General features: G+C 50.0%; 30 protein-coding genes and 3 tRNA genes. 12 read left to right on the forward strand and 21 right to left on the reverse strand.

The features are described 5' to 3' along the window. Positions 1-3: 3 nt before the first annotated feature. Positions 4-942, forward strand: coding sequence for a serine hydrolase (locus AWQ23_RS10295; RefSeq protein ID WP_062435126.1), 939 nt, complete (start codon positions 4-6; stop codon positions 940-942). On the opposite strand, the gene AWQ23_RS10300 is transcribed toward AWQ23_RS10295, so the two are convergent. The 12 genes from AWQ23_RS10300 to grxC form a co-directional block, all read right to left on the reverse strand. Beyond that, the gene (locus AWQ23_RS10300) at positions 939-1,379 is read right to left on the reverse strand and encodes an OsmC family protein (RefSeq protein WP_062435128.1); all 441 of its coding nucleotides are present in this window, start codon (positions 1,377-1,379) and stop codon (positions 939-941) included. The genes AWQ23_RS10295 and AWQ23_RS10300 overlap by 4 nt on opposite strands. A 59-nt stretch (positions 1,380-1,438) precedes the next feature. Then, positions 1,439-2,854 carry a GTP-binding protein gene (locus tag AWQ23_RS10305; RefSeq protein WP_030006679.1) on the reverse strand — a complete coding sequence of 472 codons (1,416 nt, stop codon included), beginning with the start codon at positions 2,852-2,854 and terminating at the stop codon, positions 1,439-1,441. A gap of 44 nt (positions 2,855-2,898) precedes the next feature. Then, a complete protein-coding gene (locus AWQ23_RS10310; protein WP_012307668.1) occupies positions 2,899-3,537 on the reverse strand; it encodes an LON peptidase substrate-binding domain-containing protein in 639 nt (212 codons plus the stop codon). Positions 3,538-3,689: 152 nt separating this feature from the next. Beyond that, entirely contained in the window at positions 3,690-3,998 is a 309-nt protein-coding gene (gene rpsJ / locus AWQ23_RS10315) for a 30S ribosomal protein S10 (protein ID WP_198016669.1), read from the reverse strand. Positions 3,999-4,155: 157 nt separating this feature from the next. Continuing rightward, the gene (gene tuf / locus AWQ23_RS10320) at positions 4,156-5,385 is read right to left on the reverse strand and encodes an elongation factor Tu (RefSeq protein ID WP_030006678.1); all 1,230 of its coding nucleotides are present in this window, start codon (positions 5,383-5,385) and stop codon (positions 4,156-4,158) included. A gap of 22 nt (positions 5,386-5,407) precedes the next feature. Then, positions 5,408-7,489: an elongation factor G gene (gene fusA, locus AWQ23_RS10325; protein WP_062436629.1), complete on the reverse strand. Its 2,082-nt coding sequence runs from the start codon at positions 7,487-7,489 to the stop codon at positions 5,408-5,410. 216 nt (positions 7,490-7,705) lie between these two features. Then, positions 7,706-8,176, reverse strand: coding sequence for a 30S ribosomal protein S7 (gene rpsG, locus AWQ23_RS10330; RefSeq protein WP_012307671.1), 471 nt, complete (start codon positions 8,174-8,176; stop codon positions 7,706-7,708). Between the two features lie 225 nt (positions 8,177-8,401). Further along, positions 8,402-8,776 carry a 30S ribosomal protein S12 gene (rpsL, locus tag AWQ23_RS10340; protein WP_012307672.1) on the reverse strand — a complete coding sequence of 125 codons (375 nt, stop codon included), beginning with the start codon at positions 8,774-8,776 and terminating at the stop codon, positions 8,402-8,404. Between the two features lie 82 nt (positions 8,777-8,858). Beyond that, a complete protein-coding gene (locus AWQ23_RS10345) occupies positions 8,859-9,188 on the reverse strand; it encodes an iron-sulfur cluster assembly accessory protein (protein ID WP_062436632.1) in 330 nt (109 codons plus the stop codon). A 33-nt stretch (positions 9,189-9,221) separates the two neighbouring features. Next, positions 9,222-9,617 carry a phosphomannose isomerase type II C-terminal cupin domain gene (locus AWQ23_RS10350; RefSeq protein WP_062435131.1) on the reverse strand — a complete coding sequence of 132 codons (396 nt, stop codon included), beginning with the start codon at positions 9,615-9,617 and terminating at the stop codon, positions 9,222-9,224. A gap of 52 nt (positions 9,618-9,669) precedes the next feature. Beyond that, a complete protein-coding gene (gene tadA / locus AWQ23_RS10355) occupies positions 9,670-10,146 on the reverse strand; it encodes a tRNA adenosine(34) deaminase TadA (protein ID WP_198158641.1) in 477 nt (158 codons plus the stop codon). Further along, entirely contained in the window at positions 10,143-10,448 is a 306-nt protein-coding gene (gene grxC, locus AWQ23_RS10360; RefSeq protein ID WP_030006673.1) for a glutaredoxin 3, read from the reverse strand. Before grxC ends, tadA begins: the two co-directional genes overlap by 4 nt. A gap of 252 nt (positions 10,449-10,700) precedes the next feature. Between grxC and ahcY the strand changes: the two genes are divergently transcribed. Beyond that, positions 10,701-12,077: an adenosylhomocysteinase gene (gene ahcY / locus AWQ23_RS10365; protein WP_062435133.1), complete on the forward strand. Its 1,377-nt coding sequence runs from the start codon at positions 10,701-10,703 to the stop codon at positions 12,075-12,077. A gap of 73 nt (positions 12,078-12,150) precedes the next feature. Here ahcY and AWQ23_RS10370 read toward each other — a convergent pair whose 3' ends face one another. Beyond that, entirely contained in the window at positions 12,151-13,416 is a 1,266-nt protein-coding gene (locus tag AWQ23_RS10370) for a dihydroorotase (RefSeq protein ID WP_062435136.1), read from the reverse strand. Between the two features lie 165 nt (positions 13,417-13,581). On the opposite strand from AWQ23_RS10370, the gene ureG reads away from it, so the two are divergent. Both ureG and AWQ23_RS10380 read left to right on the forward strand, forming a co-directional pair. Then, a complete protein-coding gene (gene ureG, locus AWQ23_RS10375) occupies positions 13,582-14,181 on the forward strand; it encodes an urease accessory protein UreG (protein ID WP_062435138.1) in 600 nt (199 codons plus the stop codon). Between the two features lie 167 nt (positions 14,182-14,348). Beyond that, positions 14,349-15,110, forward strand: a complete 762-nt coding sequence (locus AWQ23_RS10380) for a hypothetical protein (protein ID WP_062435140.1) — start codon at positions 14,349-14,351, stop codon at positions 15,108-15,110. Here AWQ23_RS10380 and AWQ23_RS10385 read toward each other — a convergent pair. The 3 genes from AWQ23_RS10385 to clpS are packed head-to-tail and all read right to left on the reverse strand — an operon-like array spanning position 15,076 to position 16,634. Next, positions 15,076-16,011: a YegS/Rv2252/BmrU family lipid kinase gene (locus AWQ23_RS10385; RefSeq protein WP_062435143.1), complete on the reverse strand. Its 936-nt coding sequence runs from the start codon at positions 16,009-16,011 to the stop codon at positions 15,076-15,078. The genes AWQ23_RS10380 and AWQ23_RS10385 overlap by 35 nt on opposite strands. A gap of 41 nt (positions 16,012-16,052) precedes the next feature. Beyond that, the gene (locus AWQ23_RS10390; RefSeq protein ID WP_012307682.1) at positions 16,053-16,340 is read right to left on the reverse strand and encodes a DUF2103 domain-containing protein; all 288 of its coding nucleotides are present in this window, start codon (positions 16,338-16,340) and stop codon (positions 16,053-16,055) included. Continuing rightward, the gene (gene clpS / locus AWQ23_RS10395) at positions 16,341-16,634 is read right to left on the reverse strand and encodes an ATP-dependent Clp protease adapter ClpS (RefSeq protein ID WP_012307683.1); all 294 of its coding nucleotides are present in this window, start codon (positions 16,632-16,634) and stop codon (positions 16,341-16,343) included. Positions 16,635-16,913: 279 nt separating this feature from the next. Here clpS and AWQ23_RS10400 point away from each other — a divergent pair. Together AWQ23_RS10400 and rph are read left to right on the forward strand one after the other, a co-directional pair. Next, a tRNA-Lys gene (locus tag AWQ23_RS10400) sits at positions 16,914-16,985 on the forward strand. Between the two features lie 115 nt (positions 16,986-17,100). Continuing rightward, entirely contained in the window at positions 17,101-17,823 is a 723-nt protein-coding gene (gene rph, locus AWQ23_RS10405) for a ribonuclease PH (RefSeq protein WP_062435146.1), read from the forward strand. A 38-nt stretch (positions 17,824-17,861) separates the two neighbouring features. On the opposite strand, the gene AWQ23_RS10410 is transcribed toward rph, so the two are convergent. Further along, positions 17,862-18,779, reverse strand: coding sequence for a lipopolysaccharide assembly protein LapB (locus tag AWQ23_RS10410; RefSeq protein WP_232308891.1), 918 nt, complete (start codon positions 18,777-18,779; stop codon positions 17,862-17,864). A 239-nt stretch (positions 18,780-19,018) separates the two neighbouring features. On the opposite strand from AWQ23_RS10410, the gene AWQ23_RS10415 reads away from it, so the two are divergent. The 3 genes from AWQ23_RS10415 to AWQ23_RS10425 all read left to right on the forward strand — a co-directional run bounded on the left by AWQ23_RS10415 (position 19,019) and on the right by AWQ23_RS10425 (position 21,886). Beyond that, positions 19,019-21,046: an elongation factor G gene (locus AWQ23_RS10415; RefSeq protein ID WP_062435153.1), complete on the forward strand. Its 2,028-nt coding sequence runs from the start codon at positions 19,019-19,021 to the stop codon at positions 21,044-21,046. A 128-nt stretch (positions 21,047-21,174) separates the two neighbouring features. After that, positions 21,175-21,423 (forward strand): Ycf34 family protein, encoded by a 249-nt coding sequence (locus AWQ23_RS10420; RefSeq protein WP_062435156.1) that lies wholly within the window; start codon positions 21,175-21,177, stop codon positions 21,421-21,423. Positions 21,424-21,505: 82 nt separating this feature from the next. Continuing rightward, complete coding sequence (locus AWQ23_RS10425; protein ID WP_030006664.1) at positions 21,506-21,886, forward strand: hypothetical protein; 381 nt, start codon at positions 21,506-21,508, stop codon at positions 21,884-21,886. A gap of 27 nt (positions 21,887-21,913) precedes the next feature. On the opposite strand, the gene AWQ23_RS10430 is transcribed toward AWQ23_RS10425, so the two are convergent. Beyond that, the gene (locus AWQ23_RS10430) at positions 21,914-23,056 is read right to left on the reverse strand and encodes a hypothetical protein (RefSeq protein ID WP_062435159.1); all 1,143 of its coding nucleotides are present in this window, start codon (positions 23,054-23,056) and stop codon (positions 21,914-21,916) included. A gap of 129 nt (positions 23,057-23,185) precedes the next feature. Next, positions 23,186-23,794 (reverse strand): 30S ribosomal protein S4, encoded by a 609-nt coding sequence (rpsD, locus tag AWQ23_RS10435; RefSeq protein ID WP_030006662.1) that lies wholly within the window; start codon positions 23,792-23,794, stop codon positions 23,186-23,188. Between the two features lie 313 nt (positions 23,795-24,107). On the opposite strand from rpsD, the gene AWQ23_RS10445 reads away from it, so the two are divergent. Beyond that, positions 24,108-24,192 (forward strand) — tRNA-Leu (locus tag AWQ23_RS10445). Between the two features lie 155 nt (positions 24,193-24,347). Here the strand turns inward: AWQ23_RS10445 and AWQ23_RS10450 are convergent. Together AWQ23_RS10450 and AWQ23_RS10455 are read right to left on the reverse strand one after the other, a co-directional pair. Further along, complete coding sequence (locus tag AWQ23_RS10450) at positions 24,348-24,599, reverse strand: hypothetical protein (RefSeq protein WP_012307691.1); 252 nt, start codon at positions 24,597-24,599, stop codon at positions 24,348-24,350. Positions 24,600-24,703: 104 nt separating this feature from the next. Then, a complete protein-coding gene (locus AWQ23_RS10455; protein ID WP_045441732.1) occupies positions 24,704-25,024 on the reverse strand; it encodes a Mo-dependent nitrogenase C-terminal domain-containing protein in 321 nt (106 codons plus the stop codon). Positions 25,025-25,268: 244 nt separating this feature from the next. On the opposite strand from AWQ23_RS10455, the gene modB reads away from it, so the two are divergent. Together modB and AWQ23_RS10465 are read left to right on the forward strand one after the other, a co-directional pair. Next, entirely contained in the window at positions 25,269-25,970 is a 702-nt protein-coding gene (modB, locus tag AWQ23_RS10460; protein ID WP_062435164.1) for a molybdate ABC transporter permease subunit, read from the forward strand. A gap of 91 nt (positions 25,971-26,061) precedes the next feature. Then, a tRNA-Gly gene (locus AWQ23_RS10465) sits at positions 26,062-26,132 on the forward strand. The last annotated feature ends 100 nt before the right edge of the window (positions 26,133-26,232 follow it).

Genomic DNA, 26,232 nt, shown 5'->3' on the forward strand with positions numbered 1-26,232 from the left:
GGTGTGCCGTTCTATCAAAGTTGCGATCGCCTCACGGAACTAGGACAGCAAATTTTACAGACGACCTGGCGCAAATTTCCCAGCCTGAGTCCCGAACAAATCGCCCTAACGTGGTTGGTCTATGACAATCCGGTGGTGGTCAATACCGATGGTGCCCTTTCCCCAGAAGCTTTTTGGGAGCACCCAGTCCGGGGGTTTCAATATCGGGGTGATGTGCGCCTTTATCCGGCGAGTGTGGTGAAACTTTTTTATTTAGTGGCGATCCACGAATGGCTAGAGGGACGAATGCTCCAGGACAGCACCGAGCTAGAACGGGCAATCCAGGACATGATTGTTGAGTCGAGCAACGACGCCACGAGCTACATTGTCGATAGCCTCACCGGAACCACCAGCGGCCCGGAACTTCCCCCAGAACCATTGCAAACTTGGAGCCACCAGCGCAACATTATCAATCGCTATTATCAGTCCCTCGGTTGGGCGGAACTCGCGCCGATCAATGTCAATCAAAAACCTTGGAGTAATGGCCCCTATGGTCGGGAGCGGCAGTTTTTGGGGGCAAACTATGAAAATCGGAATATGCTCACCACCAATGCGATCGCCCGGTTATTTCACAGCATTATGGGTGGCGTTGCTGTCTCCCGTGAACGGTGCCAAAGTATGATTCGGTTATTAAACCGCTCCCTTGATCCGGCGGATCTGCAGGAATTTGACGAAGAAAATCAAGTAACAGGCTTTTTGGGGGAAGTGCTCCCAGACGGTAGTCAACTGTGGTCGAAGGCGGGTTGGACGAGCCGCGCCCGCCATGATGCGGCCTACATCGAAGTGCCGGGGCAGCAACCGTATTTATTGGTTGTGTTCACAGAAGGGGAAGCCAATGCGAAAAATCGCGCCATTCTCCCTTTTATTTCCCAGGAAATCCTGGGGGCGATCGCCAATATTTAATGCACTTGAATGGTTGTCTCAAGGGAGACCGTGCCCAAAAGGGAATTCGTAATCAAACAATTGGCTTCTGCTTTATGGAGGAGGCGATCGCCCTTGGCGGGGTCACTCTCCGGGGGGATCATGAGGGTTGCGGTGATTTGGTAATGGGTAAATTGGGTCAAACGATCCACTTTTTCTAGGGTGCCTGCCACGGAACAATGCAAAGATTCCCAAGCAAAATTAGAGGCCCTGGCTGTCCCCCGAAAACTGAGGATAAAACAATCGGCGATCGCCGCTACCAATAAAGTTTCTGGCGACCAATATCCTGCTGGCCCGCCAAATTCTACAGGAGGAGCAGACTCCATGGCGTTCAGGCCAGTACTTTCGAGGGTGACGTTGCTAATGTTGCTTGCCCTAGCCTGGACGGCGTAATAGTGGGGAAGAGGTTGGCTCGTCATTTTTTACTAAAAAATTATGTATCGATACAATCATGGTAGCGGTGATTTTCTGGGATGCTCTACTGGGGCTGTAATTTGGCCGTGAGTTCCTGGCGTAGTCGGTGCAAAATAGAGTCTCGATCCAAAGATTCAATGATGTTTTTAACGACGACTTTCGGATCAGCGTCCCCCCAGGAACCACCATTGGCTAAATAGGTTTGGGTGCTTTTGCCGATAATTTGGGTCGTGAGTCCGGCGATCGCCCCTTGGGTCACCGCCACAGAAAGGTAAGGCATGACCGATAATCCTCCCGTAAGTGGCGCACTAACCCCCAGGGCGGTTTTTAGGGAGCTGAGGCCAAGATTTGCCAACACTTCCCCAAGACTAATCCCCCCCATACTCAAGACAATTTTCTGGAGCAGGGCGATCGCCTCCCGTTGGTTTAAGGGCAAACCATACCACTGGGCCAAACGAATAATCAGGGCCACATCTACCACCGCCCCACTAAATACATCCACAACTGTCACGGGATTTAAAGCCACAGCAACCGCTTTGGTGAGCATCGCCCGTTCAATGAGGCGATCCGCTGCCTGGGCGCGCAATAGAAGTTTGCGTTGGGTCAGTTGGCCATGGAGCCGATCCACAAAGAGCATGGAATTGAGCGCTAAAAGGGCTTTTCCCTCCCGGTCGAGGATTTCAAGAATTTTTAACTTGAGATCAATTACATTCGCGGTGCCCCGTTCCCGAAGGATGTGGCGTTGTCCTGTGGCATCGGTAGTGATTTTGGTGACAAGGGGAGCCGCCGAAACCATGACAATTTCTGCGGGGGAGAGTAATTCTTTCACCCGGCGATCGCAGATGGTTTGGTAAATCAAATCTCGGTCAGTGCTGGGGTATTGATCTACCTTGTTAAAAACCAAGATCATCGGCTTGCCCACGTCCCGGAGTTGGGACAAGGCTTCAAACTCGACCCGTGACATATCTCCAGCGATGACAAACAGCAATAAATCCATTTGCTTGGCAATCAATTTAGCGAGCTGTTCGCGGGTTTCGCCGTTCACCTCGTCAATACCTGGGGTATCAATCAACTCTAAACGTCCCTGGCCTTCCCGAAAAAAAGTCGCCCGCTGAATTTCGCTATTGGCGATCGCCTCCGTCTGCAATGTCCAAGGCACCTGCTGAATATCCGTCGTGACACCATGGAGGGCCCCGGTCTGAAAAACCTCTTTCCCTAACAGTGCATTTAAGACCGAGGATTTGCCTCGTCCCACCAAACCAAAGGCCGCGATTTGCAGACGGGTTTGTTCTAATTTATCCAGCATCTGTGAAAGCTGGGCAATTTCTCCCTCTAGGCCCTGTTGTTCTGTCTGGGTGAGATCCAGATGTTGCAATGCCTGGCGGAGTACATCCTGGGCGTGTTGGTAATTGATTTCCGTTTGAATCTCTGAAAAGTTGGCGATCGCCCCTTCCAAATCCGTCTGTGACCAGTCCACCATCGCTTTAATACAACTTTTCCATGACTATCTAGGGACAATCTCAGTTATTCAAACACATCTTTCAACGCCGTTCTGGCCGCCAAATGATTTCTCGTAGAAGTCAAAATTTCCACCTCCCGCCGCAATCTTTCCTGGGTGTCTTGTAATTCCAACAGGGCCTGTTGCTCTTCTGCAACGCCATACAAACTACCCGCAATCCAAAAAGACAATTCCCGTGGCAGATCCGGCAATTCCTCCGGTAGTTCTAGATCTTGACCGGCGAGCTTAGCGGATAAACCCACCACATCCATCAACACCTGTTTCGCATCCACCGCCAAAGAAGATAAATTTCCTGTCGTGGGATCATCTTCGATCCATTCCACCAAACCGACCCGGTAGGGCTTTTCACGGACATAATCTAAAACCCGAAATCGCTGTTGGCCAATCGTCAACATTTTCATTCGGCCATCGGGTAATTTTTCACAGTGGACAATTTCTGCGCAACAACCCACATTGGCGATCGTGCCATCAACAGGATTGACCATTAATACCCCAAAACGCCGATCATGCTCCAAAATCGTGTTCATCATAATGCGGTACCGAAACTCAAACACATGGAGCGGTAAAGGCCGCGATGGAAACAGCACCAATTCCGGTAACGGGAAAAGCGGTAGTTCTCGGACAGCAACGGAAAAAGAGGTCATGGGCGGTGACAAATACGATCTGTTTATACTGTAGCGGATATACAAAACCTAAGGGAAACGGAAAGGGTCTTCCCCGAAATAAATTCAGAAAAGACCCAGATTGAAGATCATTCAAAGATGACTTTTTTAAGGTTGAAAATACTGGCCTTAGCCTAGAGTTTCACTTCGATATCTACCCCAGCCGGTAGGTCGAGCTTCATCAAAGCATCGATGGTTTTGGAAGAGGGCTGGTAAATGTCAATAATGCGACGGTGAGTCCGGGTCTCGAAGTGCTCCCGGGAATCTTTATCGACGTGGGGAGAGCGGAGCACACAATAAATTTTACGTTTCGTGGGAAGAGGAATTGGGCCGATCGCCGTTGCGTTGGTACGGTTAGCGGTATCAACAATTTTTTCGCAAGATGTGTCGAGTAGGCGACGGTCAAATGCTTTCAAACGAATCCGGATTTTTTGCTGTTGCAGAGTTGCCATTGTTTTTATTTGTCAAGGTGCAGGATAGATTACAAATCACACGTCGAAAAAGCGGCTGTGTAATTTTACCAAGCTAGGTTTTGAGCCTGAATGGGGAGTAGGCGTATGCTTTAAACCCGCTCCCCACCAGTGAATTCAGCCGTTAGGCTTACTTCAGGATCTTAGAAACGGTACCAGCACCGATAGTGCGGCCACCTTCACGGATTGCAAAACGCATCCCTTGCTCAATGGCAATGGGGTTGATGAGTTCTACGGTCATCTTGATGCGATCGCCAGGCATAACCATTTCAGCGCTGGAGCCATCATCGGCGGTGAAAGCAGAGATGGTACCAGTTACGTCAGTTGTCCGGACGTAGAACTGAGGACGGTAGTTGGGGAAGAAAGGCGTGTGACGACCACCTTCTTCTTTAGTCAAAACGTAAACCTCAGCTTCGAAGTTGGTGTGGGGGGTGATAGAACCGGGCTTAGCAAGGACCATGCCGCGCTCGATATCATCTTTTTGTACACCACGGAGGAGTACACCAACGTTGTCCCCAGCCATCCCTTCATCGAGGGTCTTCTGGAACATTTCAACACCAGTAACGGTGGTGCTGCGGGTGTCTCTGATTCCAACGATTTCGATGGTTTCGCCAACTTTAACGCGACCACGCTCGATCCGACCGGTGGCAACGGTACCACGACCAGTAATGGAGAAGACGTCTTCCACAGCCATCAAGAAAGGCTTGTCAACATCCCGCTCAGGAAGGGGCATGTATTCGTCAACGCTGTCCATCAGGGTCAAAATTTTGTCAACCCACTTGTCTTCGCCACGCTTGATATTGGGGTTAGCAACGAGGGCTTCTACAGCCTTGAGCGCAGAACCAGTGGTGATCGGAATATCATCGCCAGGGAAGTCATATTCACTGAGCAATTCACGAACTTCAAGTTCAACCAACTCAAGGAGTTCTTCGTCATCAACTTGGTCTTCTTTGTTCAAGAAAACAACAAGGCTAGGTACACCAACCTGCTTGGCCAAGAGGATGTGTTCACGGGTCTGGGGCATCGGGCCATCGGCTGCAGAAACCACAAGGATACCGCCATCCATTTGTGCTGCACCAGTGATCATGTTTTTCACATAGTCAGCGTGACCAGGGCAGTCAACGTGAGCATAGTGACGATTTTCTGTCTCGTACTCTACGTGGGCAGTGTTGATGGTGATACCACGCGCTTTTTCTTCAGGAGCCGCGTCGATATCTTCATAGCTTTTCGCTTTACCGCCACCTTGAGCCGCTAAGGCCATAGTGATCGCTGCGGTTAGCGTTGTTTTACCGTGGTCAACGTGGCCAACAGTACCAATATTGGCGTGGTCTTTGTTTCTTTCAAACTTAGCGCGTGCCATGAGTTTCGTTATTCCTTAATCGTTAAAAGTTTGCGTTCCCTTTGTTTTTTGCGATGATGGCTTCAGCCACATGGCGAGGCACCTCATCGTAGTTGCTGAATTCCATCGAAAAGATACCACGTCCTTGGGTTTTTGAACGGATATCGGTAGCGTAACCAAACATTTCTGCCAGTGGAACCTTTGCAGAAACCTTGGCCAGGCCTTCTTCGGAATTCATACCTTGGATGTTGCCCCGACGGGCATTGAGGTCACCCATGATGTCACCAAGGAATTCCTCAGGGACTTCGACCTCAACCTGCATGACAGGTTCTAGCACCACGGGAGAGGCCTGGTCAACGGCATTACGGATTGCGATAGAACCGGCAATCTTAAACGCCATCTCTGAGGAATCTACGTCGTGGAAAGAGCCATCAAGCAGGGTGGCTTTGAGATCAATCATCGGGTAGCCTGCGATGATACCAGATTCGCATGCTTCTTTCATCCCCTGTTCTACAGACGGGATGTATTCACGCGGAATGGCACCACCAACAATCTTTGATTCAAACGCAAAGCCACTGCCTTCATCTCCAGGTTCAATCTGGATGACAACATGGCCGTATTGGCCTTTGCCGCCACTCTGACGGATAAATTTACCTTCGGCATCTGCTTTCTGGCGAATTGTCTCCCGGTAGGCGACTTGGGGTTGACCGACATCTGCCTCAACTTTGAATTCTCGCAGCATGCGGTCCACAAGGATTTCGAGGTGAAGTTCTCCCATCCCTGCGATTACTGTTTGGTTGGTCTCCGGATCGACACTGACACGAAAGGTCGGGTCTTCATCGGATAGGGCTTGGAGCGCTTTAGAGAGCTTCTCCATATCTTGTTTGGTCTTCGGCTCGACGGCGACGGAAATGACAGGTTCTGGAATGTAGAGGGATTCGAGGATGATCGGGTCATTTGCCTCGCAGAGGGTATCACCAGTCATTGTGTCACGCATGCCGATGACGGCACCGAGATCGCCGGCACGAAGTTCGTCAACTTCAATCCGTTCATTGGATTTGAGGACAATTAGACGAGAAATTCGTTCTTTTTGGTCTTTTGTGGAGTTGTAGACATAGCTGCCTTTTTCGATAACACCGGAGTAGACACGGATAAAACTGAGTCTACCGTAGGGATCAGAGGCGATCTTAAAGGCCAAAGCAGCAAAGGGGGCTTCGTCATCGGCTGGGCGATCGCCTAGGGTGCCATCGGGGAGTTCCCCTTGGATGGGGGGGACATCTAGGGGGGAGGGCAGGTAATCGACAACGGCATCAAGGAGGAGTTGTACACCTTTGTTTTTAAAGGCAGAGCCACACAGCAAGGGAACAATCGTCCCGGCAATGGTTCCTTGCCGGAGTGCGGCCATGATTTCTGCTTCGGTAAAGGCTTCTCCTTCTAGATATTTTTCCAGGAGGCTTTCGTCACTTTCGGCGATCGCCTCGATCATAATCGTGCGATATTCAGCGGCTTTATCCTGTAGTTCTGCGGGAATTTCTGTGATTTCAATGTCCTGACCAATATCATCTTTGTAGATATGGGCCCGCATTTTCACCAGGTCAATGATGCCTTGAAATTCGCTTTCGCTACCAATGGGAATCTGAATCGCGATGGCATTGGCTTTGAGGCGATCGCGGATTTGCTCATAAACTTTAAAGAAATTTGCGCCGGTGCGATCCATCTTATTGACGAAGGCAATCCGGGGCACGCGGTACCGGTCAGCTTGACGCCAAACGGTTTCTGATTGGGGTTGCACACCACCGACAGAACAGAAAACTGCGATTACACCATCGAGCACCCGCATCGAGCGCTCTACTTCAATAGTGAAATCAACGTGTCCAGGGGTGTCAATAATATTAACTTTGTGGTTACGCCAGCTCGTGCTGATCGCGGCAGCGGTAATGGTAATGCCCCGCTCCCGTTCTTGTTCCATCCAGTCGGTCACTGCGTTGCCATCGTGAACCTCTCCGATCTTGTGGACAATCCCGGAGTAGAACAAAATTCTTTCAGTTGTCGTGGTTTTACCCGCATCAATATGCGCGGCAATGCCAATGTTACGGACTTGTTCTAGGGCGATGCTACGTGGCACGATGACCTCCTGCAAACTGATTTTCTAAAGGCGATCGCACAATCAAAAAAAATCTCTTTAAAGTGTGCACGCCGAAAAATGATGATGAAAACAGTTGCTTAATACTTCTTAGCAATGGCGACTCATTATTATAGTCTTGCTGTTTCGTTTCGTCTAGCACCGGGGGATTTTTTGTTGTGAAAAACAAACTGAAATCTTCCCCGGCATAGATTGTTTTTAGTAGCGGTAGTGGGCAAAAGCCTTGTTCGCTTCCGCCATCCGGTGGGTATCTTCCCGCTTCTTGATGGCGCCGCCCGTTTCGTTGGCTGCATCCATCAATTCGTTGGCAAGCTTGATCGCCATGCTTTTACCGGAGCGTTGCCGAGCATAACCGATTAACCAACGGAGGGCCAAAGCAGTACCCCGGCCTTGGCGGACTTCCATGGGCACCTGGTAGGTTGCGCCACCAACACGACGGGCCTTAACTTCCACGAGGGGAGTCAGGTTACGGATTGCTGTTTCAAAGACTTCGATGGGATCGCTGCCAGTTCTCTCTTTGATGATGTCGAGGGCATCGTAAACAATCCGTGCTGCCAAGGATTTTTTGCCGCTTTTCATCACACGGCGGATAGTCATGCTGAGAAGACGGTTGTTGTACACGGCATCAGGCGGCACAACACGCTTTTTAGTAACTGAGCGACGAGACATATTTTTCTATGCTTTTACAGATAGAGGGTTTTCTTAGAGTGGTTGCGCTAGGTGGTCTAGGCGCAATTTTTAAAATAGGGGCAGCAATTTTATATAAAGGGAACACTCCACCGGTAGTCGTGAGCTTTGGGAGGTTCGCAACAAGCTTAAATAAATTCAATGGAGAATCTAAATTCTGGGAAAAATTGGCGATCGCAACTCTTGCCAATCATTCAACCGGATAGATTACTCTTTAGGACGCTTAGCACCATATTTGGAGCGGCCTTGCTTCCGATCCTTAACGCCAGTCGCGTCGAGGGTACCACGGACAATGTGATAACGGACACCAGGTAAATCCTTCACACGACCGCCCCGGATGAGGACGACGGAGTGTTCTTGGAGGTTGTGACCGATGCCAGGAATGTAAGCGGTTACTTCAAAGCCAGAAGTCAAACGTACACGAGCCACCTTCCGAAGCGCAGAGTTCGGCTTCTTGGGGGTAGTGGTATACACACGGGTGCAAACGCCACGACGCTGGGGGCATTGCTTAAGAGCGGGGGACTTAGTCTTTTTCTTGAGCTTGTAGCGCTCTGAACGAATAAGCTGTTGGATAGTTGGCATGGACAATTGCCCTACGCGGATGGTTTAACGTAGGTCATTAACATTGACAAATTACAATCTTAGTGACAAAGATCGGCTACTGTCAAGGTTCTTTCTGAAAGGACTGACCACAGTTGCAGGTTTTGATTGTGTGGGGATTTTTAAACCGAAAGCTTCCCCCCATTAAATCTTCGGAGTAGTCAATGCTGAGGTCTTTGAGCTGCTCGACATCATTGTGATTAATCAAGATGTTGATATTGCGGATCGTTTCTTGGCGATCGCCGCTCTGGGGTTCAGCATCTAGAGAAAATTGGTAGATGTAGTCTAAACAGCCGCCAGACTGCACAGTGATCCGGAGATAACTATCAGTCGCTTGGCGACTACGCTGGATACGTTTAATTTCTTGGGCGGCGCTCGGAGTGATTTGAATCATTTCAAAAAAAGAAAAGCCAATGGTAACCAAGCTCTACTGGCGAGCATAGTCATCCTGGAAGCGAATAATATCATCTTCGCCCAGGTACTCACCATTCTGCACTTCGATCAAGATCAAGGGCACAACGCCAGGATTTTGGAGGCGATGCTTGGTACAGGCCGGGACGTAGGTGGATTGGTTTGGGGTCAGGAGTTCAGTTTTGTCGCCACATTCAACGTGGGCCGTTCCAGACACAACGATCCAATGTTCACTACGATGGTGGTGCATCTGGAGACTGAGGCGATGACCGGGTTTCACTTCGATGCGTTTGATTTTGTAGCCTGGCCCTTCATCGAGAATCGTAAAAGTACCCCAGGGTCGAGAATCAGTGGGGCATGGTTGAGTTGGGGCCGTGGTGGTAGAGCTGCTGGATTGTCCCGTCAAGATCATGGGCACTCAAAAACCGTAGATGACAACATAAATACTTGCCTCCCATTATGCGTCAGGGACGGCAATTGTGTTGAAACCAATTCTGGAGAAGTTGCCGACATTCCATTGCTGCGATCCCACCAAGAACTGGGAAAGAATGATTAGAAAAGGGAGCATCGGGAAAATTAGCCATACTGCGTAGAGCGCCTGTTTTCGGATCATCAGCACCATAAACGACTTGCTTAAGACGGCTGTGAATCATCGCTCCGGCACACATGGGACAGGGTTCGAGGGTGACATAGAGGGTGCAGTCCTGGAGATGCCAATCTTGGCGCATCTGGCTGGCAGCACGGATCACCAGAATTTCGGCGTGGGCGGTGGGATCTTGGGTTTTTTCTTTACGATTACCACTCTGGGCAAGGCATTGATTTTTGCCATCAACAATCACAGCACCGACGGGGATTTCTCCAGATTGTCCGGCAACTTTTGCGAGGGCGATCGCCTTTTGCATCCAGTGATAATGGCGTTGATATTCTGCTTGGGTAATCACTGGCGTAGTAATACGTTTAGTTCGCCTTTTTGTTCAAGGGCAAATAAATCTGTACAACCGCCGATGTGGGCGTTATTGATGAAAATCTGGGGGACAGTACGCTTGCCATTGGCCCGCTCTGCCATTTTTTTACGGGCAATCTCATCCCCATCAATTTTGTATTCCGTGAAATGTACCCCTTTAAAAAAGAGCAACATTTTCGCTGCAATGCAGTAGGGACAAGTCCGCCAAGTATAAATTTCAACCTTGGCATGAATCCCCGTTGCTTTTTTTCCAAATAGCGACTTCAGGCAATTAAACATTTTTGACGTTCTCCCATACCCCTAATTATTGCTTTGCCGCCAATTATGCCCATTTACACTCAACATGGGACTGACAAAGTCAATGGACTTAAGGTTAAACTTTAGAATACTTTAAACACTGCTGATCCTAAGGGAAAATTCTATCTGAGCCATGCGAGCGAGTGGCATGATTACCGGATCGATATATTTCTAGATCAGCCACAATATATTTTTAATCACTTTTCTCTGGACATTAAACTCAACAGCAAAACTATGAGCACTTCAACCCTCACCCGTGACTACAAGGTCGCCGATATTAATTTGGCAAGCTGGGGCCGCAAGGAAATTGCGATCGCCGAAGGCGAAATGCCCGCCCTCATGACCATCCGGAAAAAATACAGTGCAAGCAAGCCCTTAGCTGGGGCAAAGATTATTGGCTGTATCCACATGACCATTCAGACGGCGGTGCTGATTGAAACCCTGGTCGAACTAGGGGCCGAAGTGCGTTGGTCATCCTGTAATATTTTCTCTACCCAAGACCATGCCGCAGCGGCGATCGCCGAGGCAGGCGTACCCGTCTTTGCGTGGAAAGGGGAAACCGAAGAAGAATACATGTGGTGTATTGAGCAGACCTGTCGCACCCCTGACGGCGAACTTTGGGATGCCAATATGATCCTGGATGATGGTGGTGACCTGACGGGCTACATCCACACTACCTATCCCGAAATGCTCTCCCGCATCCATGGCGTCACCGAAGAGACCACCACTGGCGTCCATCGTCTCTACGAAATGCTTGAAAAGGGCGAACTAAAAATCCCCGCCATTAACGTTAATGACTCCGTTACCAAAGCGAAAAACGACAACAAGTATGGGTGCCGCCACAGCTTAAACGATGCGATTAAACGCGCCACTGACCACCTCCTCGCCGGGAAAAAAGCCCTGGTGATTGGGTATGGCGATGTGGGCAAAGGTTCCGCCGCGTCTCTCCGTCAGGAAGGCATGATTGTCAAGGTCACTGAAGTTGACCCCATCTGCGCGATGCAGGCTTGTATGGATGGATTTGAAGTGGTTTCACCCTTCATTAACGGCATCAACAATGGGCCAGAGAGCATCAATAAAGATCTCTTAGCGAATACGGATCTCTTGGTGACGGCCACCGGTAACTTTAATGTTTGCGATGCCAATATGCTTGCTGCCCTGAAGCCCAGTGCAGTGGTTTGCAACATTGGTCACTTCGATAATGAGATTGACACTGCTTACATGCGGAAAAACTGGCAGTGGGAAGAAATCAAGCCCCAAGTTCATAAGGTTTATCGCAGTGATGATCCCCAGGACTTTTTGATTCTCTTGGCGGAAGGTCGTTTGGTCAACCTGGGGAATGCGACAGGGCACCCCTCCCGGATTATGGATGGTTCGTTTGCTAACCAAGTTCTCGCGCAAATGTTCTTGTTTGAGCGTCAGTTTGCCAACCAAGATCCCAGTGAACGCAAGATTACGGTTGAGGTGTTACCGAAGCATCTTGATGAGGAAGTGGCCCGCTACATGGTGCAAGGTTTTGGCGGCGTGATCACCCAACTCACCCAAACCCAAGCGGATTACATCCATGTACCTGTGGCAGGGCCTTTCAAAACGGAAAGCTACAAGTACTAAAGCTTGATTTCTTTTTAACTTGAATAAACATGACAGGGGTTGATCTGGGTCAACCCTTTTTTGATGGCGGGTTTTAACCTAAAAATGTCTTGATCACTTTGCCCGTGAGCGTTTTTTGCCACCAAGGGGTATTGGTCTGGGGACAGTGGAGATTTTCGTGGTTAACCTGCCAGGTTTTGCTGGGGTCAAAAAGGATTAGGGGTTGGCAATTTTCGGGGGCAATCGCCTTTATTTCCTGACTTAAGCATTTCTGGGGATTGGTACTGAGGGCTTGCCAAAGTTGGAGGGGTTGCCATTCTTGGGAAACAATAAAATTTTGCCAGAGGATTGGCAGGGCAATTTCTAAGCCAATCACGCCGGGAGGGGCTTCGGCAAAGCTGACGGTTTTTTCTTCGTAGAGATAGGGTTGGTGGTCAATGGCGATCGCCTCAATGACCCCAGTTTTCACGCCCTCGATTAAAGCCTGTTGATCTTCGGGATTACCAAGGGGCGGATCCAGGCGGAGATTCGGGTCATAGGTGCTGAGGGCCTTCGTATTCCAGAGCAGATGCATCCAAGAAACACTGGCAGTAATTGGCAATCCCCGTTGTTTGGCTTCCGCAATTAAGGCGACCCCCCGGGCGGTGGAGATGCGCATGAGATGGACAGGGGTTTTCAGTTCGGCCACCAGTTCACAGATCGAGGCGATCGCCGTGGTTTCTACTGAGACTAATTCCTCCACGAGGCCATAGGCTAAACTCGCTTTGCCGTAGCGGGCCGTTCCCCCGTTATGGAGGGCTAAATTTTGCGGGTAGAGGGCGATGGGTTGGTGATGGGGGCGTAAATATTCAAGGGTACGCCGCAGCAGGAGCCAATTGCTTAACGCTTGGCCATCGCTAAATCCGGCAATGTTTGCGGCCGCGAGTTCTCCTAATTCCGTGAGGCTTTCCCCTTGGCATTTTTTCGTCAGGGCAGCCCAGGGTAAAAAATTTGGTTTGGGGCCGGGTAATTGCTGGATGAGTTGTTGAAAGCTTTGCAGTTGGCCAAGATTATCGAGGGGAGGCTGGGTATTCGGCAAAATCCCCACTTGGGTAAACCCCCCAGCGAGGGCTCCTTGGGCGAGTTGCTTTAATGTTTCGCGGGATTCGTACCCAGGTTCGCTACTGTGGCTATAAAGATCCACTAAACCGGGCGCCAGGATTAGATCTGCGGCTTCGATGGATTCTACTGCGGCGGGGAGATCTGACAATTGGGGGGCGATCGCCTGGAGCTGACCATCCTTAAACCAGACATCTTGGCGATGATCCAAGTTGGCCACGGGATCCAGAACCCGCACCTGCCGTAAAACAACGTTATCCATTGCCGCGCTTACCACCGAAATATTCCCCTTCCATGAAAATCCGTCCCCCATTCTACTGTTTCTGCCCCAAATCCCCCTGGACTTTGTGAAATTCAACAACATTTACGACAAAAGCGAATCGGTCTCACTATGATGATTTTGTGGTGATTTTGGAGTGAATCAAAAATGAGTGCATTGCGAGTGGGCATTGCGGGGCCAGTGGGGTCAGGGAAAACAGCCCTTTTAGATGCCCTATGTAAGGCGCTGCGCGACCAATATGCGATCGCCGTCGTCACCAATGACATTTACACCAAAGAAGACGCCCAGTTTTTAACCCGCTCCGGCGCACTTCCCCCAGAACGCATTATGGGAGTTGAAACAGGGGGCTGTCCCCACACGGCGATCCGTGAAGATGCGTCCCTCAATTTGGCGGCGATCGCCGAACTCGAAGAAAAATTCCAGCCCTTGACCCTGATGTTCGTTGAAAGTGGGGGCGATAATCTGGCGGCGACCTTTAGCCCGGAACTCGTGGATGTGACGATCTATGTGATTGACGTGGCCGCAGGTGACAAAATTCCCCGTAAAGGTGGCCCTGGTATCACCAAATCGGATCTGTTGGTCATTAACAAAATCGATTTAGCCCTAGCAGTGGGCGCTGACCTAGACGTGATGGATCGCGATGCAAAAAAAATGCGGGGGGATAAGCCCTTTATTTTTACCAATCTCAAGACCCAAACTGGCTTAGAGGCGGTGCTTGATTTCATCAAAAAACATATTCTTGAGTAACGTAAAAAACAAAATAATTCTAATTCAAAGAACTATTTTTTTTGTCTCCCAAATGAACTCATAAGCGGTTTTAAAATTTCTCTTGATGGCATTTTTCGATACTTATCCAATTTAAATAATGGCGGCTTTTTAGGCGATTTGAAAAGTAAAAGAAGCCTCTTTCAATAATGTCTTACTTTTTTTCCTGGTTTATCGGTTTTTGGTTCATTCTCTTTGGGGGAATGCTCCTTAAAGCAACTATTGGTCAGCAACTACGTCCTTTACTGAGCTACCGTAAGCCTCCCCTGGGCCAAATTCGCCCTGGTGAGAAAATTTATTTTCAGGGACAATATAGCGTCGGCAAAAGTATTCTTTCTCCTTTAACGAAAACGCCCTGTCTAAGATGGCAATTAATGGTGATAGAAACCCAAGGGAAACAGTCGAGACGCCTCATCGATCAAACTTCTCAAAGCACTTTTTTTGTCGCCGATCAACAACAAATCCTAGAAGTGCTCCCCCGTCAGCAACAGTCTGGTACGGCGATCGCCATCGGAAAAAGTCGGGTTGTGCTGTCGTCTCCCCAGCAGGAACTGGATAACTACGTGGGCCTCGGCAAATGCCATTACCAAGTGCAGCAAAACATTTTCATGCCCCTCAAAGATCCCCAGGCGATCGCCTTTTTAGAAGCGAATCACATTAACCCCAAAGGCCCCCTGGGTAATCGTCGGGGGCTGGTTCTACGGGAATACATTTGGGTGGCGGGGGATCCGGTTTACATTTATGGCAAGCTGATCCGGCGCGATCGCCAGCACAAAATCCTCATCCCTTGGGTGATTACCCACCAACCCCGCGCCCGTATTGTGATTATTTTGGGGAGCTTAGGGCTAATTGGTTTGAGTTTATTAATTGCAGGGATTACGGTGATTCTTCAGGGGGGGTTGCCGCTTTAGGGGGAAGTTGCACCCAGAGGCTCCGGGGTACCGCCGCAAACTGGGCCGTGGTTATTTCCTCTAGCAATTCCCCATCTAACAGGAGAGCCTGGGGCGACGTGGTGGTTACCGTTAACTCGGCGGTGCGCCAAGATTGGATATGGGGATGATCAGCGGGATTGTCTTGGAGAGCTGCCTGGAATAATTCGTAGGATGCACTGAGCAAACCAAAAAGCTCTCCCTCGTCAGCCATGGTGAGAACGGTGACATCGAGTAGGGCATCTTGACCTGAGGCCCCGCCCGTTCCCTGGGCCAAAATTGAAGTGCTGGGGGCCAAGTTCGCTACGGTGATCGCGAGCACGTCGTCAAAGGTCTGTTGGCGATCGCCAAAATCGAGGGTCGCCTGGAAGGGTTGCAGCTTTTGCAGTTGTTGTACCGCCGTGGACAAATAGGCAAAGAAACCAAACCGTTGCTTACTATCCCGGTCAGTTTCGCCAATGGTCGCCGCCTCTAGGCCAATCCCAGCCAAAAGAATCATCGGTTGACCATTGCAGGTGGCGCAGTCGATCTGTTGGGGCTGCCCCTGCAAAATCACATCACAGGCTTGGTCGATGGCCGTGGGAATATCTAAGGCCGCCGCGAAGGCATTGGCTGTCCCCCGGGGAATAACGGCTAGGGGAATATTACTGTGCATCAAAACTGTCGCCACCGCTGAAACAGTGCCGTCGCCCCCAGACGCAATGATGAGATCAGCTCCCTGGGCGATCGCCGTTTCTGCCAAGGCCGTTGCACTTTCTTCGGGGGAGGTAAATTGAACCTCAAGCTCAACCTGATCGAGGAGCTTGGCTCGAATTTGTTCCAGTTCCTGGGGGGCATGGCCCGCACCGGATACCGGATTAAAAATGAGATGCACTTTTTTCATCGCGTTCTACGAGGGGATATGAAAAGTTCGCCCTAGACTTCCTAGAGTACCGTGGCGATCGCCGCTTGGAGTTGTTCCTGGGCGAGGTCAGTAATGATAAAAACCTCCTGGACCGATTTTCCCTTGCGGGCAATGACCTTAAAGCCCCCTTGCAATGGCACAGACACCCGCAGTTTCAACCGGGGAATATTGCCTCTGGTTCGACTAAGGGCACCGGGTGTGATCGTGCGAATGCCCTCACAGTTGACTAATTTTTCGAGCACCGGGATCAGCCCCTCAATGTGGGTCGAATGATTCCAAACGAGTCTTCCTTTTTCCTCTGATGCCATCTATGCCGCCTCAAGGGGAGCCATGGTCAAACCTTCCCGTCGCAATTGTTGGTGATAAAGTTCCGCTGGCTCCTGGGGGCCTACCCAGACAATGGCCTGGCCATCGAAATGCACTTGATTGGTTAAATTCCAAGCTTGATCCGCCGTCATATTCGGGATGTAGGTCATTAGGCAATGGGCAACATGCTCAAAGGTGTTGAAATCATCGTTGAGGACAATCACCTTAAAATTTGGGTAAGGCTTACGGACTGTTTGGCGATCGCTTTCTTTGAGAATGCCGGGAGCAGGGGCCATGGTAACCGAATCAATCCTTTGGGATAGACGAAGAACGTTAAAACAAATGTGTAAAAAAATTTATGACAGAAGCATTTGGTTTAGTAACCAGAATCACTTCCTCTGGGGGCAAAAGTTGCGCCGATAATGCCCCTTATTCTAGAGAGAACCCCCCTGCTTGACAAGATGTGGGTGGCCCATTGACTCGGTTGGCGACATTTTTCAGAAAAAAGTTAACGCAAAACCTTGCGCTTTCAAAAATTCGGTGCTACATTGTATAACTGTGTTGAAAAGCACGACGGGTCGTTAGCTCAGCGGTAGAGCACTCGGCTTTTAACCGATTGGCCCAGAGTTCGAATCTCTGACGACCCATTTTTTAGGAAGTCCTGCAAGCATCACGTTTGTGGGACTTCCTCATTTTTTGCTCTACATAGCCTTTGGGAAAGGTTCCGGTATGATGGGCTGTGTTTGTGTTTTTGAGTAAGCTATGGTTTGGCAGCGTCCGGATAATCGATTCTTCGATCAACTGCGTCCCTTTAAGTTTGAGCTAGATTTTACAAAATTTGCCCAGGCTTCTGTTTTAACAAGCTGTGGCGATACCAAGGTTTTATGCACGGTTTCCGTGGCGGAAGGGGTGCCGCCATTTTTACGGGATAGTGGCCAAGGCTGGCTCACCGCAGAATATCGGATGATGCCCGGCGCAACCCCAGAACGGCAACGGCGCGAGTTTATGAAATTGTCGGGGCGCACCCAGGAAATTCAACGGCTGATCGGCCGCAGTTTACGGGCGGCCATTGATCTCAAAGCCTTGGGAGAACGGACAATTACCATCGATGCGGATGTGCTCCAGGCCGATGGGGGAACACGGACCACGGCAATCACAGGGGGTTATGTGGGCTTGGCGATCGCCTGTGAGCGTTTAGTCAAGGCAGGCATCCTAGGGAAATCGCCGATTATTGCCCCAGTGGCGGCCATTTCCGTGGGTCTCATCGCCGGGCAAGCTTACCTCGATTTGAATTACCTCGAAGATGTGGCGGCGGATGTGGATTTCAATGTGGTGATGATCGGCGGCCAGGCGTTAAATCTCATCGAAGTGCAGGGCACCGCCGAGGCAGGCAGTTATAACCGCGCCCAACTGAATCAAATTCTCGATGTTGCAGAAAAAGGGATTCAAACCATTATGACCCTACAAACAAAAGCCATTCACTAATGGATTTTTTGGGAAAAGGCGATCGCCTATTTCTGACCCTACTGCGGATTTTGGAATTGTTGCCGGAGAGCTTGAACTGCTTCTAGCCAGGGAGTCTGTTGCTGCTGGCCGTAGAGGGAATGGGCATAGTCCAACAGGGGCATCGCGGCGGCACGTTGGTTATTTCTGATCAGAAGTTGGGCCGCTGCAAAGTAGGCATTGGCGTAGGTTGGGTCCCGCTCGCTACTGGCCCGAAAAGCGGCGAGGGCTTCCGAAAAATCCCCCCGCTGGGTGAGTAAACGTCCCTGGAGATAATGCACAGCGGCGAGGTTCGGCTGATTTTGCAAGAGATCTTGGATCAAGGGTTGGGCTGCTTCGGGGCGATCGCCGGCGAGGTACAGCTCCGCCAGTTGGATGGTAGCGTCAGGAAAATTGGGAGCCAGTTCACGGGCCCTTTGCCACGCTTGGATTGCGGCGTCCCGGTTGCCCCGGTGACGCTGAATTAAGCCGAGGTTGTAATGGGCGATCGCCAAATTGGGATCTAAAGTTAAAGCCCGCCGCAGATAGGTTTCTGCCTGGGGCCAATTTTGACTATCAATGAGCACTCCCCCTAAATTGCCATAGGCCACCGCAAAATTAGGCTGAAGGGCAATGGTTTCGCTAAAAGCCTGGGCTGCGCCTGGTAAATCACCCCGTTGCCCCAGGGCTAAACCCAGATTGTAATGGGCCTGCCACAGGAGCGGATCAAGGGCGATCGCCTGTTGAAATTGCGCGATCGCCCCGTCTAAATTTCCCCGTTGGATGAGGGCTAATCCCTCACTGAGCTTAGCTTTGGCTGCCGGAGTTGTTGGGGTAATGCTCGGCCATGCTTGCGGCACTGAAGTCTGGGGAACGTCTTGGGCGATCGCCCCTCCCCTCGGCCAACCCAACAAGAGCAGCGCGATCAAAACATTGCGAAGCGTAAACAAATTCAGCACAGATTTACAGATATTTATCCAACTTAAACTTAAACGCAAAATACCTTACGAGACATATCAGTTTTACGCGGCAGGCTGCCAAACGGCGTTAGGCTTACCACTAGGGCGTATCTTGTCCCTCTTACCCAAGAAGATTAGCTTTTCCCATAAGTTCCAGCGTTTTTCAGCGGATCATCTCCTACTTCCCCGCAAATATTGCCCCATTGCGCCCCCTGCTTCAATCACGAGACGAGAAAATCATGACCAGAACGACCGAAAATATCCGTAACATCGCGATCATTGGCCCCTATTCTGCGGGTAAAACCACCCTCCTCGAAAGCCTACTTTTTCTCACCCAAGCCACTACTCGCAAAGGCCGCATCGAAGACAAAAATACCGTTGGTGACAGTAGCCCCGAAGCCCGTGACCATACCATGAGCGTCGAACTGTCCATCGCCAGCACAAAATATCAAGATATTGAACTGACCTTTCTCGATTGTCCCGGCTCCATTGAATTTCTCCAGGAAACTTACAATGCCCTTGTAGGCGTCGGCACCGCTGTGATTGTTTGTGAGCCAGAAACCGAAAGAATTCTCACCCTGTCGCCCCTGTTTAAATTCCTCGACGATTGGAATATTCCCCACATCGTTTTTATCAACAAAATGGATCGGGCCAAGAATAACTTCCTCGATGTTCTCGCTGCTCTCCAGGAAGCCTCGAACCGTCCCTTGGTGCCCCAACAGTACCCCATCCGCAAGGATCAGCAAACCCTCCTGGGTTACATCGACTTAGTTTCAGAACAAGCCTATCACTACCATCCCGACTGTCCAGCAGATCCGGTCCCTTTCCCGGAGGAACTACACATTGAAGAAAAAATCACCAGGGAAGAAATGCTAGAAACCCTGGCTGACTTTGATGATGAACTTTTAGCAATGCTCCTGGAAGAGGTCGCCCCTTCTTCAGAAGAAATTCTCCAGGATCTCCGCAAGGAACTCAGCGCAGATCAGATTGTGCCCGTGGTGTTTGGGATTGCCAGCGAAGATTATGGTGTCCGACCACTCCTCGATATTTTGGTGCAGGAGGCCCCGGCCCCTGTGGACACCACCGCCCGTCGGGAACTCAAAGCTTCCCCCCAGGAAACCGTTGTGCAGGTTTTAAAGAACTTCTATACGCCCCAGGGTGGAAAACTATCCCTAGTGCGGGTTTGGCAAGGGGAACTCCAGGAAGGGATGCTCCTCAATGGCCTCCGACCAGCGGGAATTTACCAACTGATGGGACACCAACAAAAGCCGATCCAAAAGGCGATTACCGGAGAAATTGTTGCCCTGGCTCGCCTGGAGGATATCAAGGTCGGCGAAACCCTCAGTAGTGGTGATAAACCCCTTAAACCGCTCCGGACAGCCACGGTGATGCAACCGGTTTATGCTTTGGCGATCGCCCCAGAAAATCGCAAAGATGAAGTCAAGCTGAGTAATGCCCTCAACAAACTGGTCGATGAAGATCCATCCCTGGCCTGGGAACAACATGGTGACACCCACGAAGTCATCCTCTGGGGCCAAGGGGATATCCATCTCCAGGTCGCCCTTGAACGTCTCCGCCGCAAATATAACCTGCCGATGACGACCCATTTACCACGGGTGCCCTACAAAGAAACAATCCGCCATGGTGGTAGCTCCCATGGTCGTTACAAACACCAAACCGGGGGCCATGGGGCCTTTGGGGATGTGTACCTCGAAATTAAACCCCTCAATCGGGGCACGGGTTTTCAATTCCACGAAACCATCGTCGGTGGCGTTGTCCCCAGACAGTACATTCCAGGGGTCGAAATGGGAGTGCGGGAATACTTAACTCAGGGGCCTTTGGGCTTCCCGGTGGTGGATGTGGATGTGACCCTCACCAACGGTTCGTATCATGCCGTGGACAGTTCTGAGCAGGCCTTTAAACAAGCGGCACGCATTGCCATGACGGAAGGGATGCCCCTCTGTGATCCTCAGTTGCTAGAGCCTATTTTGCTGATCAATATCTATATTCCCAATGAATTTACCTCCAACGCCTTGCAGCTCATCAGCAGTAAACGGGGTCAAATTCTCGGCTACGAAAGTTTGACCGATTGGCGCGGTTGGGACCACATCACGGGTTATTTCCCCCTCGCCGAAATGCACAATTTAATCATCGAACTGCGATCGCTCACCTTTGGGGTCGGCTTTTTTGATTGGCAATATGACCACCTCCAGGAGGTACCGGATAAAGTTTCGGAGCAGGTCTTGGCAACCCTAAAAGATCATTAAATCTAATTATTGCCAAAAAGTAATAGATCCCTGGTGTGTGTGGCATTGGGGATTCTTTTTGGGGGCGATCGCCTCTGGGGATCTCGCTATACTAAAACAAAGTTCCGTAACCCCTGGAGGTGCGCCCCATGTGCATTTGCGTGGACTGTGAATATGTTGACCGCTGCGAAACCTACCATGTCGTTGAAACCCAGCACCAACAACCCCACCTGACCGACCAGCCCGATTTTTCGCCCATCGAACCGACGATCAACGTCAATATCCGCTCCGAAGGGGAAGTGATCGAAATGGAATGGGATGTGGTGGGTTGCGCGAGTTTTTCCCAAGAAAAAGGAAAATGGGCGCGGCTCCGACCGGGGGAGGCGATTCCCACTTGAACAATCGCTTAACCCTTGGCAAAAGTCCACGGGTTTTCTCCAGTAAAATATGGGCGTGAACATCGCTGTGAGGAAACATCCGATGAAGATAAAGGGTTTTGTTTGGGCCTGTGCCTTGGCGGGAATGCTCCTACCGGGGTCAAAGGCGATCGCCCAGGCCAATATGAAAAATGGCTTTCTCAATGTTCAGATGCGAGAAGCCCTCTGCGGGCAAAACTGGCCCCGGGCGATCCAAGTCCTCGATACCATGAAGCGCATTAGTCCCAAAGATCGGTCTAGTCTGGAGCGATACCGGTCTTTCCTCGTAAATTTCCGCAATAATAATACCCGCATTGCCGCTTGGCCCGCGTCTGATTATTGTGCGGGGACGGTGGAGGCGCTGCCGAATCCCAATGCAACCAACCCCAACTCCAGTTCAGGCAGTAACCCCAATATGCGCACTGATACGGTGCCGACTTTTTAGGGTTATTTAAGTTAGCAAAATCAATCGTTAGTTCTTTTGGGCGATCGTCTCGGAATGGGTTTCGGCACCGTGGGCGAAAATAATTGTGCTGTAGAGGTGCCAGGCCGGATCCCAATAGGTATCTTGGTGAGTTTCCTGGCGGAATAGATTCACTTGGGGTTGGATTTTACGCAGCAGTTCCGGAAAGTCACGGGCATTATTTGCGAAACTCTTAAAGTCTGACCATTTTCGACTATGGCTCAGGTGCTCAGCAAGGCGGTGTTGCATCTGATTCCAGTTGCGGCGGTTACTGAGCTGTTCAATGGGATTTTGAGTTGCTTCGAGAAAAGATAATCCCTGCTGGAATTGGTAGTGCTGGTCATTCAGCCGGAGAATCAGTTGGCGATCGCCCCAATGTAAATCGCAAAATTGGGCATAATCAAGGACTTTTGTTTTGTAATAGGGTTTGCCGCGACCGTCTTTTTCTAGGGATTCTTCAAAAATTGGCAACATGCCCGTTACCCATTGGGAAATCTCCGACCAAGGCACTGTATACTCAACGGTCTGTTGGGTTTCATCAAGGCCCCGGAGCACCAAATGAGGATCGAGTTGCTCAATGGTCTGGACTTGGATCACCGGAATATTTTGTAACTGCACCAAAGAGAGACAAAAACTGGGAATATTGCCCTGGGTGAGGGCTTTCTTTAAAAAACGGAGCTCCCCCAAGGCACCTGTGCGGAATAAGCGCCAAGATTTCAGGGGCAGTTGTAATCCCGCAGAGTAGGCATCGGTGCGTAATACTGTCGCGAAATATTGGGCGGCCGTTTTCTTTTGTTTGGGACTAATGGGCTCTAACACCATCAGACCATAGACATCTCCGCCGGGGGCGGCCTTTTCCTTGGCGATCGCCGTCTGGGTCAGAGCTAATGCTCTTGCTTCAAGTCGTGCCAAACCCTGCCGTGCTTGGGTGACCACTTTGGGCACAGTAACGCCTTTGAGTAACCGCCGATAACCTTTTTCGGCCTTTTGCCATTGTTCTGTCGCTTCATACCACCGCGCTACATATAAGCGAAACCAAGGATTTTTTGGCTCTACTTTTTGCCATTGCAACAGCAGTTGACGCATCTGGCTGTAGTCCTTTGCGGCAAGGGCAACCTGGATTTGTTTGAGGATCGGAACAGACTGGGCCATAGCAATACAAAGAAAAAGGCGATCGCCTCTGAAATTACCTTCATTCTAGCCACTCCCCCCACAAAAAAAGGGGCATAGTTGCCCCTCTCTCAAACAATGAACTTTGCAATAAAAATTGCCAAATAATATTTAGGCCATCCGGGAGTAGTATTCCACCACGAGTAGCTCGTTAATTTGCAGCGCAACCCATTCCCGTTCAATGATGCCGTTAACCTTACCGGTCAAAGTGGGTTTATCAAATTCCAAGTGGCTGGGAATATTCGCTAAACCAGGAAATTCCATGTTCGCCTCGACTAATTTTCGAGAGCGATCGCGGTCACGCACTGTGATCACATCTCCAGGACGACATTGGTAACTCGGAATATCCACAACCCGGCCATTGACCAAGATGTGACCATGGTTTACCAACTGGCGCGCCCCAGGAATAGTACCGGCCATCCCCAGACGGAAGACAGTATTATCCAAGCGCATTTCTAACAACTGCAGAATGGTCTGTCCCGTAGAACCAGTCGTCCGCCGCGCTTTACGCACATAACGAATGAGCTGCTTTTCAGAAACACCATAGTTGAAGCGTAGCTTTTGCTTCTCTTCCAAACGAATTGCATATTCAGAACGCTTGCGGCGACCCTGGCCATGCTGTCCCGGGGGATATTCCCGACGGGCACTTTTACGGGTTAAACCCGGTAGTTCTCCGAGTCTACGGGTGATGCGTAGACGTGCTCCACGATAACGAGCCATAAGGTTTTCTTTCTCCTTACAAGTAAAAAATGAGTGTAGAAATAAAGACCCCAAACCGCTTACTACGGCTCTTTTTGAGATTTTTACCCACGGGAGGGAGGTCGAAACTTGACGTCCCACGGGCTGTAAACATTCCAAAATTTGACAATCTTTTTCCTAAAGATTATCAAGGATTCCAGAAAATTCCACAATTTAACAAGCATATCATGCTCCCACTCGAAACGGTGACTAAATTGTCTTTCTGGGGCGATCGCCAGAGGTGAATGCTTGTCGAAACCTAAAAACTATGATTTACTTGTAAGAGTGCCCAAACGGGGGTGTGGCGGAATGGTAGACGCTGCGGACTTAAAATCCGTTGACAGTAAAATGTCGTGAGAGTTCAAGTCTCTCTACCCCCATCAAAAGTCAAATTCGTACTTTCAGATTAATATTTGTGTCACGACCCTCAGTGCTTTTCAAAGGAAACTGGGTCTGTTTTGAGCTGTACGGTATCGGAGAAATCACTGGACAATGTGATCCGATGAAGTTCAAATAATTCCGAGAACGAAATATTTTAGAAACGCTCAATACTACCGAGAAATACAGGTTCTACCCGAATGGCCTTGATGCTAGAAGGGCGAACAACCATAAATTCTCCCTGCATATTCTTAATCGGCACATTGATAAAGTCGTCGGCCTCAGCCTTGGGAATTAGAACACTGCTGTACCATTTTTGAAATTCTTTGATGTCGCTAAAGCGAACTTCCTCGCGGTGACCACCTTCGATCAGGAAAAAAATAGCGTATTCGTCTGCTTGTCTGGGCATAGGGTCTTGTACTCAGCAGGGGTCAAATTCAGGAAAACCAAAGGGTAATTGATTCTTGACCTAGTGTATCTCAGGTTGTGGGATCTGCCATAGGGCTGTGTTTCTCATTGGCAGTACATATTGATGTCTTCACCGGTTTCGGCGAGGAAGGTGAGGGCTCGGAAGCGGAGTGCGACCAGTTCGTTATAGAGGGGGTTGAGTTTACACAAGGGCGGAATACTAAATAAAACGCGCCCTAAAAGGCTCACATCGCGGGCAAAGGGACATTGGGCGGGAATCAAGCGGCAGACGAGGTGGGCGGCTTCGGGGGTCGTGAATTCGATGGCATTGAGCCAAAATCGTAGGGATTGGAATAAATCAAAGCGTCGGTTGCGAAAAAGGCCAGAATAATGAAGGTGATGACGATTACTAGGAGAAGAGTGCATTGAGATGATCCCTTGATAAAAATGATGGGTGTGCGGAGCGATGATGGGAAAATTTGGTGTAGGGGATTTTGGGGTGATCGCCAAACAAATGCTGACTTGTTTCGGGGGTTAACTCTATTTTAGTATCGATAAATTGGCTTGGAAAAAACGTGATTGAATTGACAATTTTCCGGCAAATCGAGATTTTTTCTGGGATTCTCCGCTGTTTTTTGAACTTTAAGCGCGTTTTGAGGTCTGGGGTTTGATGTTCTCGCCTGAGGCGATCGCCGTTGTATTGCCTGCCCTGTGGATTTCCCTCAAGGTGGCCGGATTCGCTACAATTTTATCGACGTTTTTTGGGGGAGGATTGGCCTATGGCGTCGTGCGCTATCAGTTCTGGGGGAAATTTTGGCTAGAGGCGATCGCCACTTTACCCTTGGTGATGCCGCCCACCGTCGTTGGCTTCTATTTACTACAACTCTTGAGTCAACAGAGTTTACTGGGATTCTGGTTAGCTCGATGGTTTCAAATTCGCCTAATTTTTTCCTGGCAAGGGGCCACCATCGCGGCGACGGTCATGGCTCTGCCACTTATGTTCAAAACCACCAAAGCAGCCCTACAAAGCGTCAATCCTATTTATTTGGAGGCAGCGGCGACCCTGGGACAATCGGAATGGCAAATTTTTTGGCGGGTGTGGCTGCCGTTAGCAAACCGTGGCGTTTTAGTGGGAATTTTGCTGAGTTTTACCCGGGCCCTCGGTGAATTTGGCGCAACCCTGATGGTAGCTGGCAATATCCCTGGGTTAACCCAAACGATGCCCATGGCCATTTATGAAGCGGTGCAAACGGGCGATCAGACCCTTGCGGCCATATTTGTGGCGATTTTGACAGGGATTTCTTTCCTCAGCCTATTAATGACCCAATACCTAGAATCTCGTACCGCGACTAAACCACAATTTTTCCGGTAACAATCCCTTGGGGGAGAAGAGAAAAAATTTATGATTTTTCTGGTCAAAGTGACTTAAAGATGCTAGATTTGTGTGAGTGTCTAAACCGCTTGCGGGTGTAGTTTAGTGGTAAAACCTCAGCCTTCCAAGCTGATGATAGGGGTTCGATTCCCCTCACCCGCTTAGTTTACAGGAAACCAAAAGCTGCAATTGTTCGAGAAGGCATTCTAGGTTAGATAATTTGTGCTGGCCCAGACTAAATTTTGCAACTAGGCAGGGCCAA

Origin of the sequence: Picosynechococcus sp. PCC 73109 (genome assembly GCF_001521855.1) — a bacterium.
Classification (GTDB): Bacteria; Cyanobacteriota; Cyanobacteriia; order Cyanobacteriales; family MRBY01; genus MRBY01.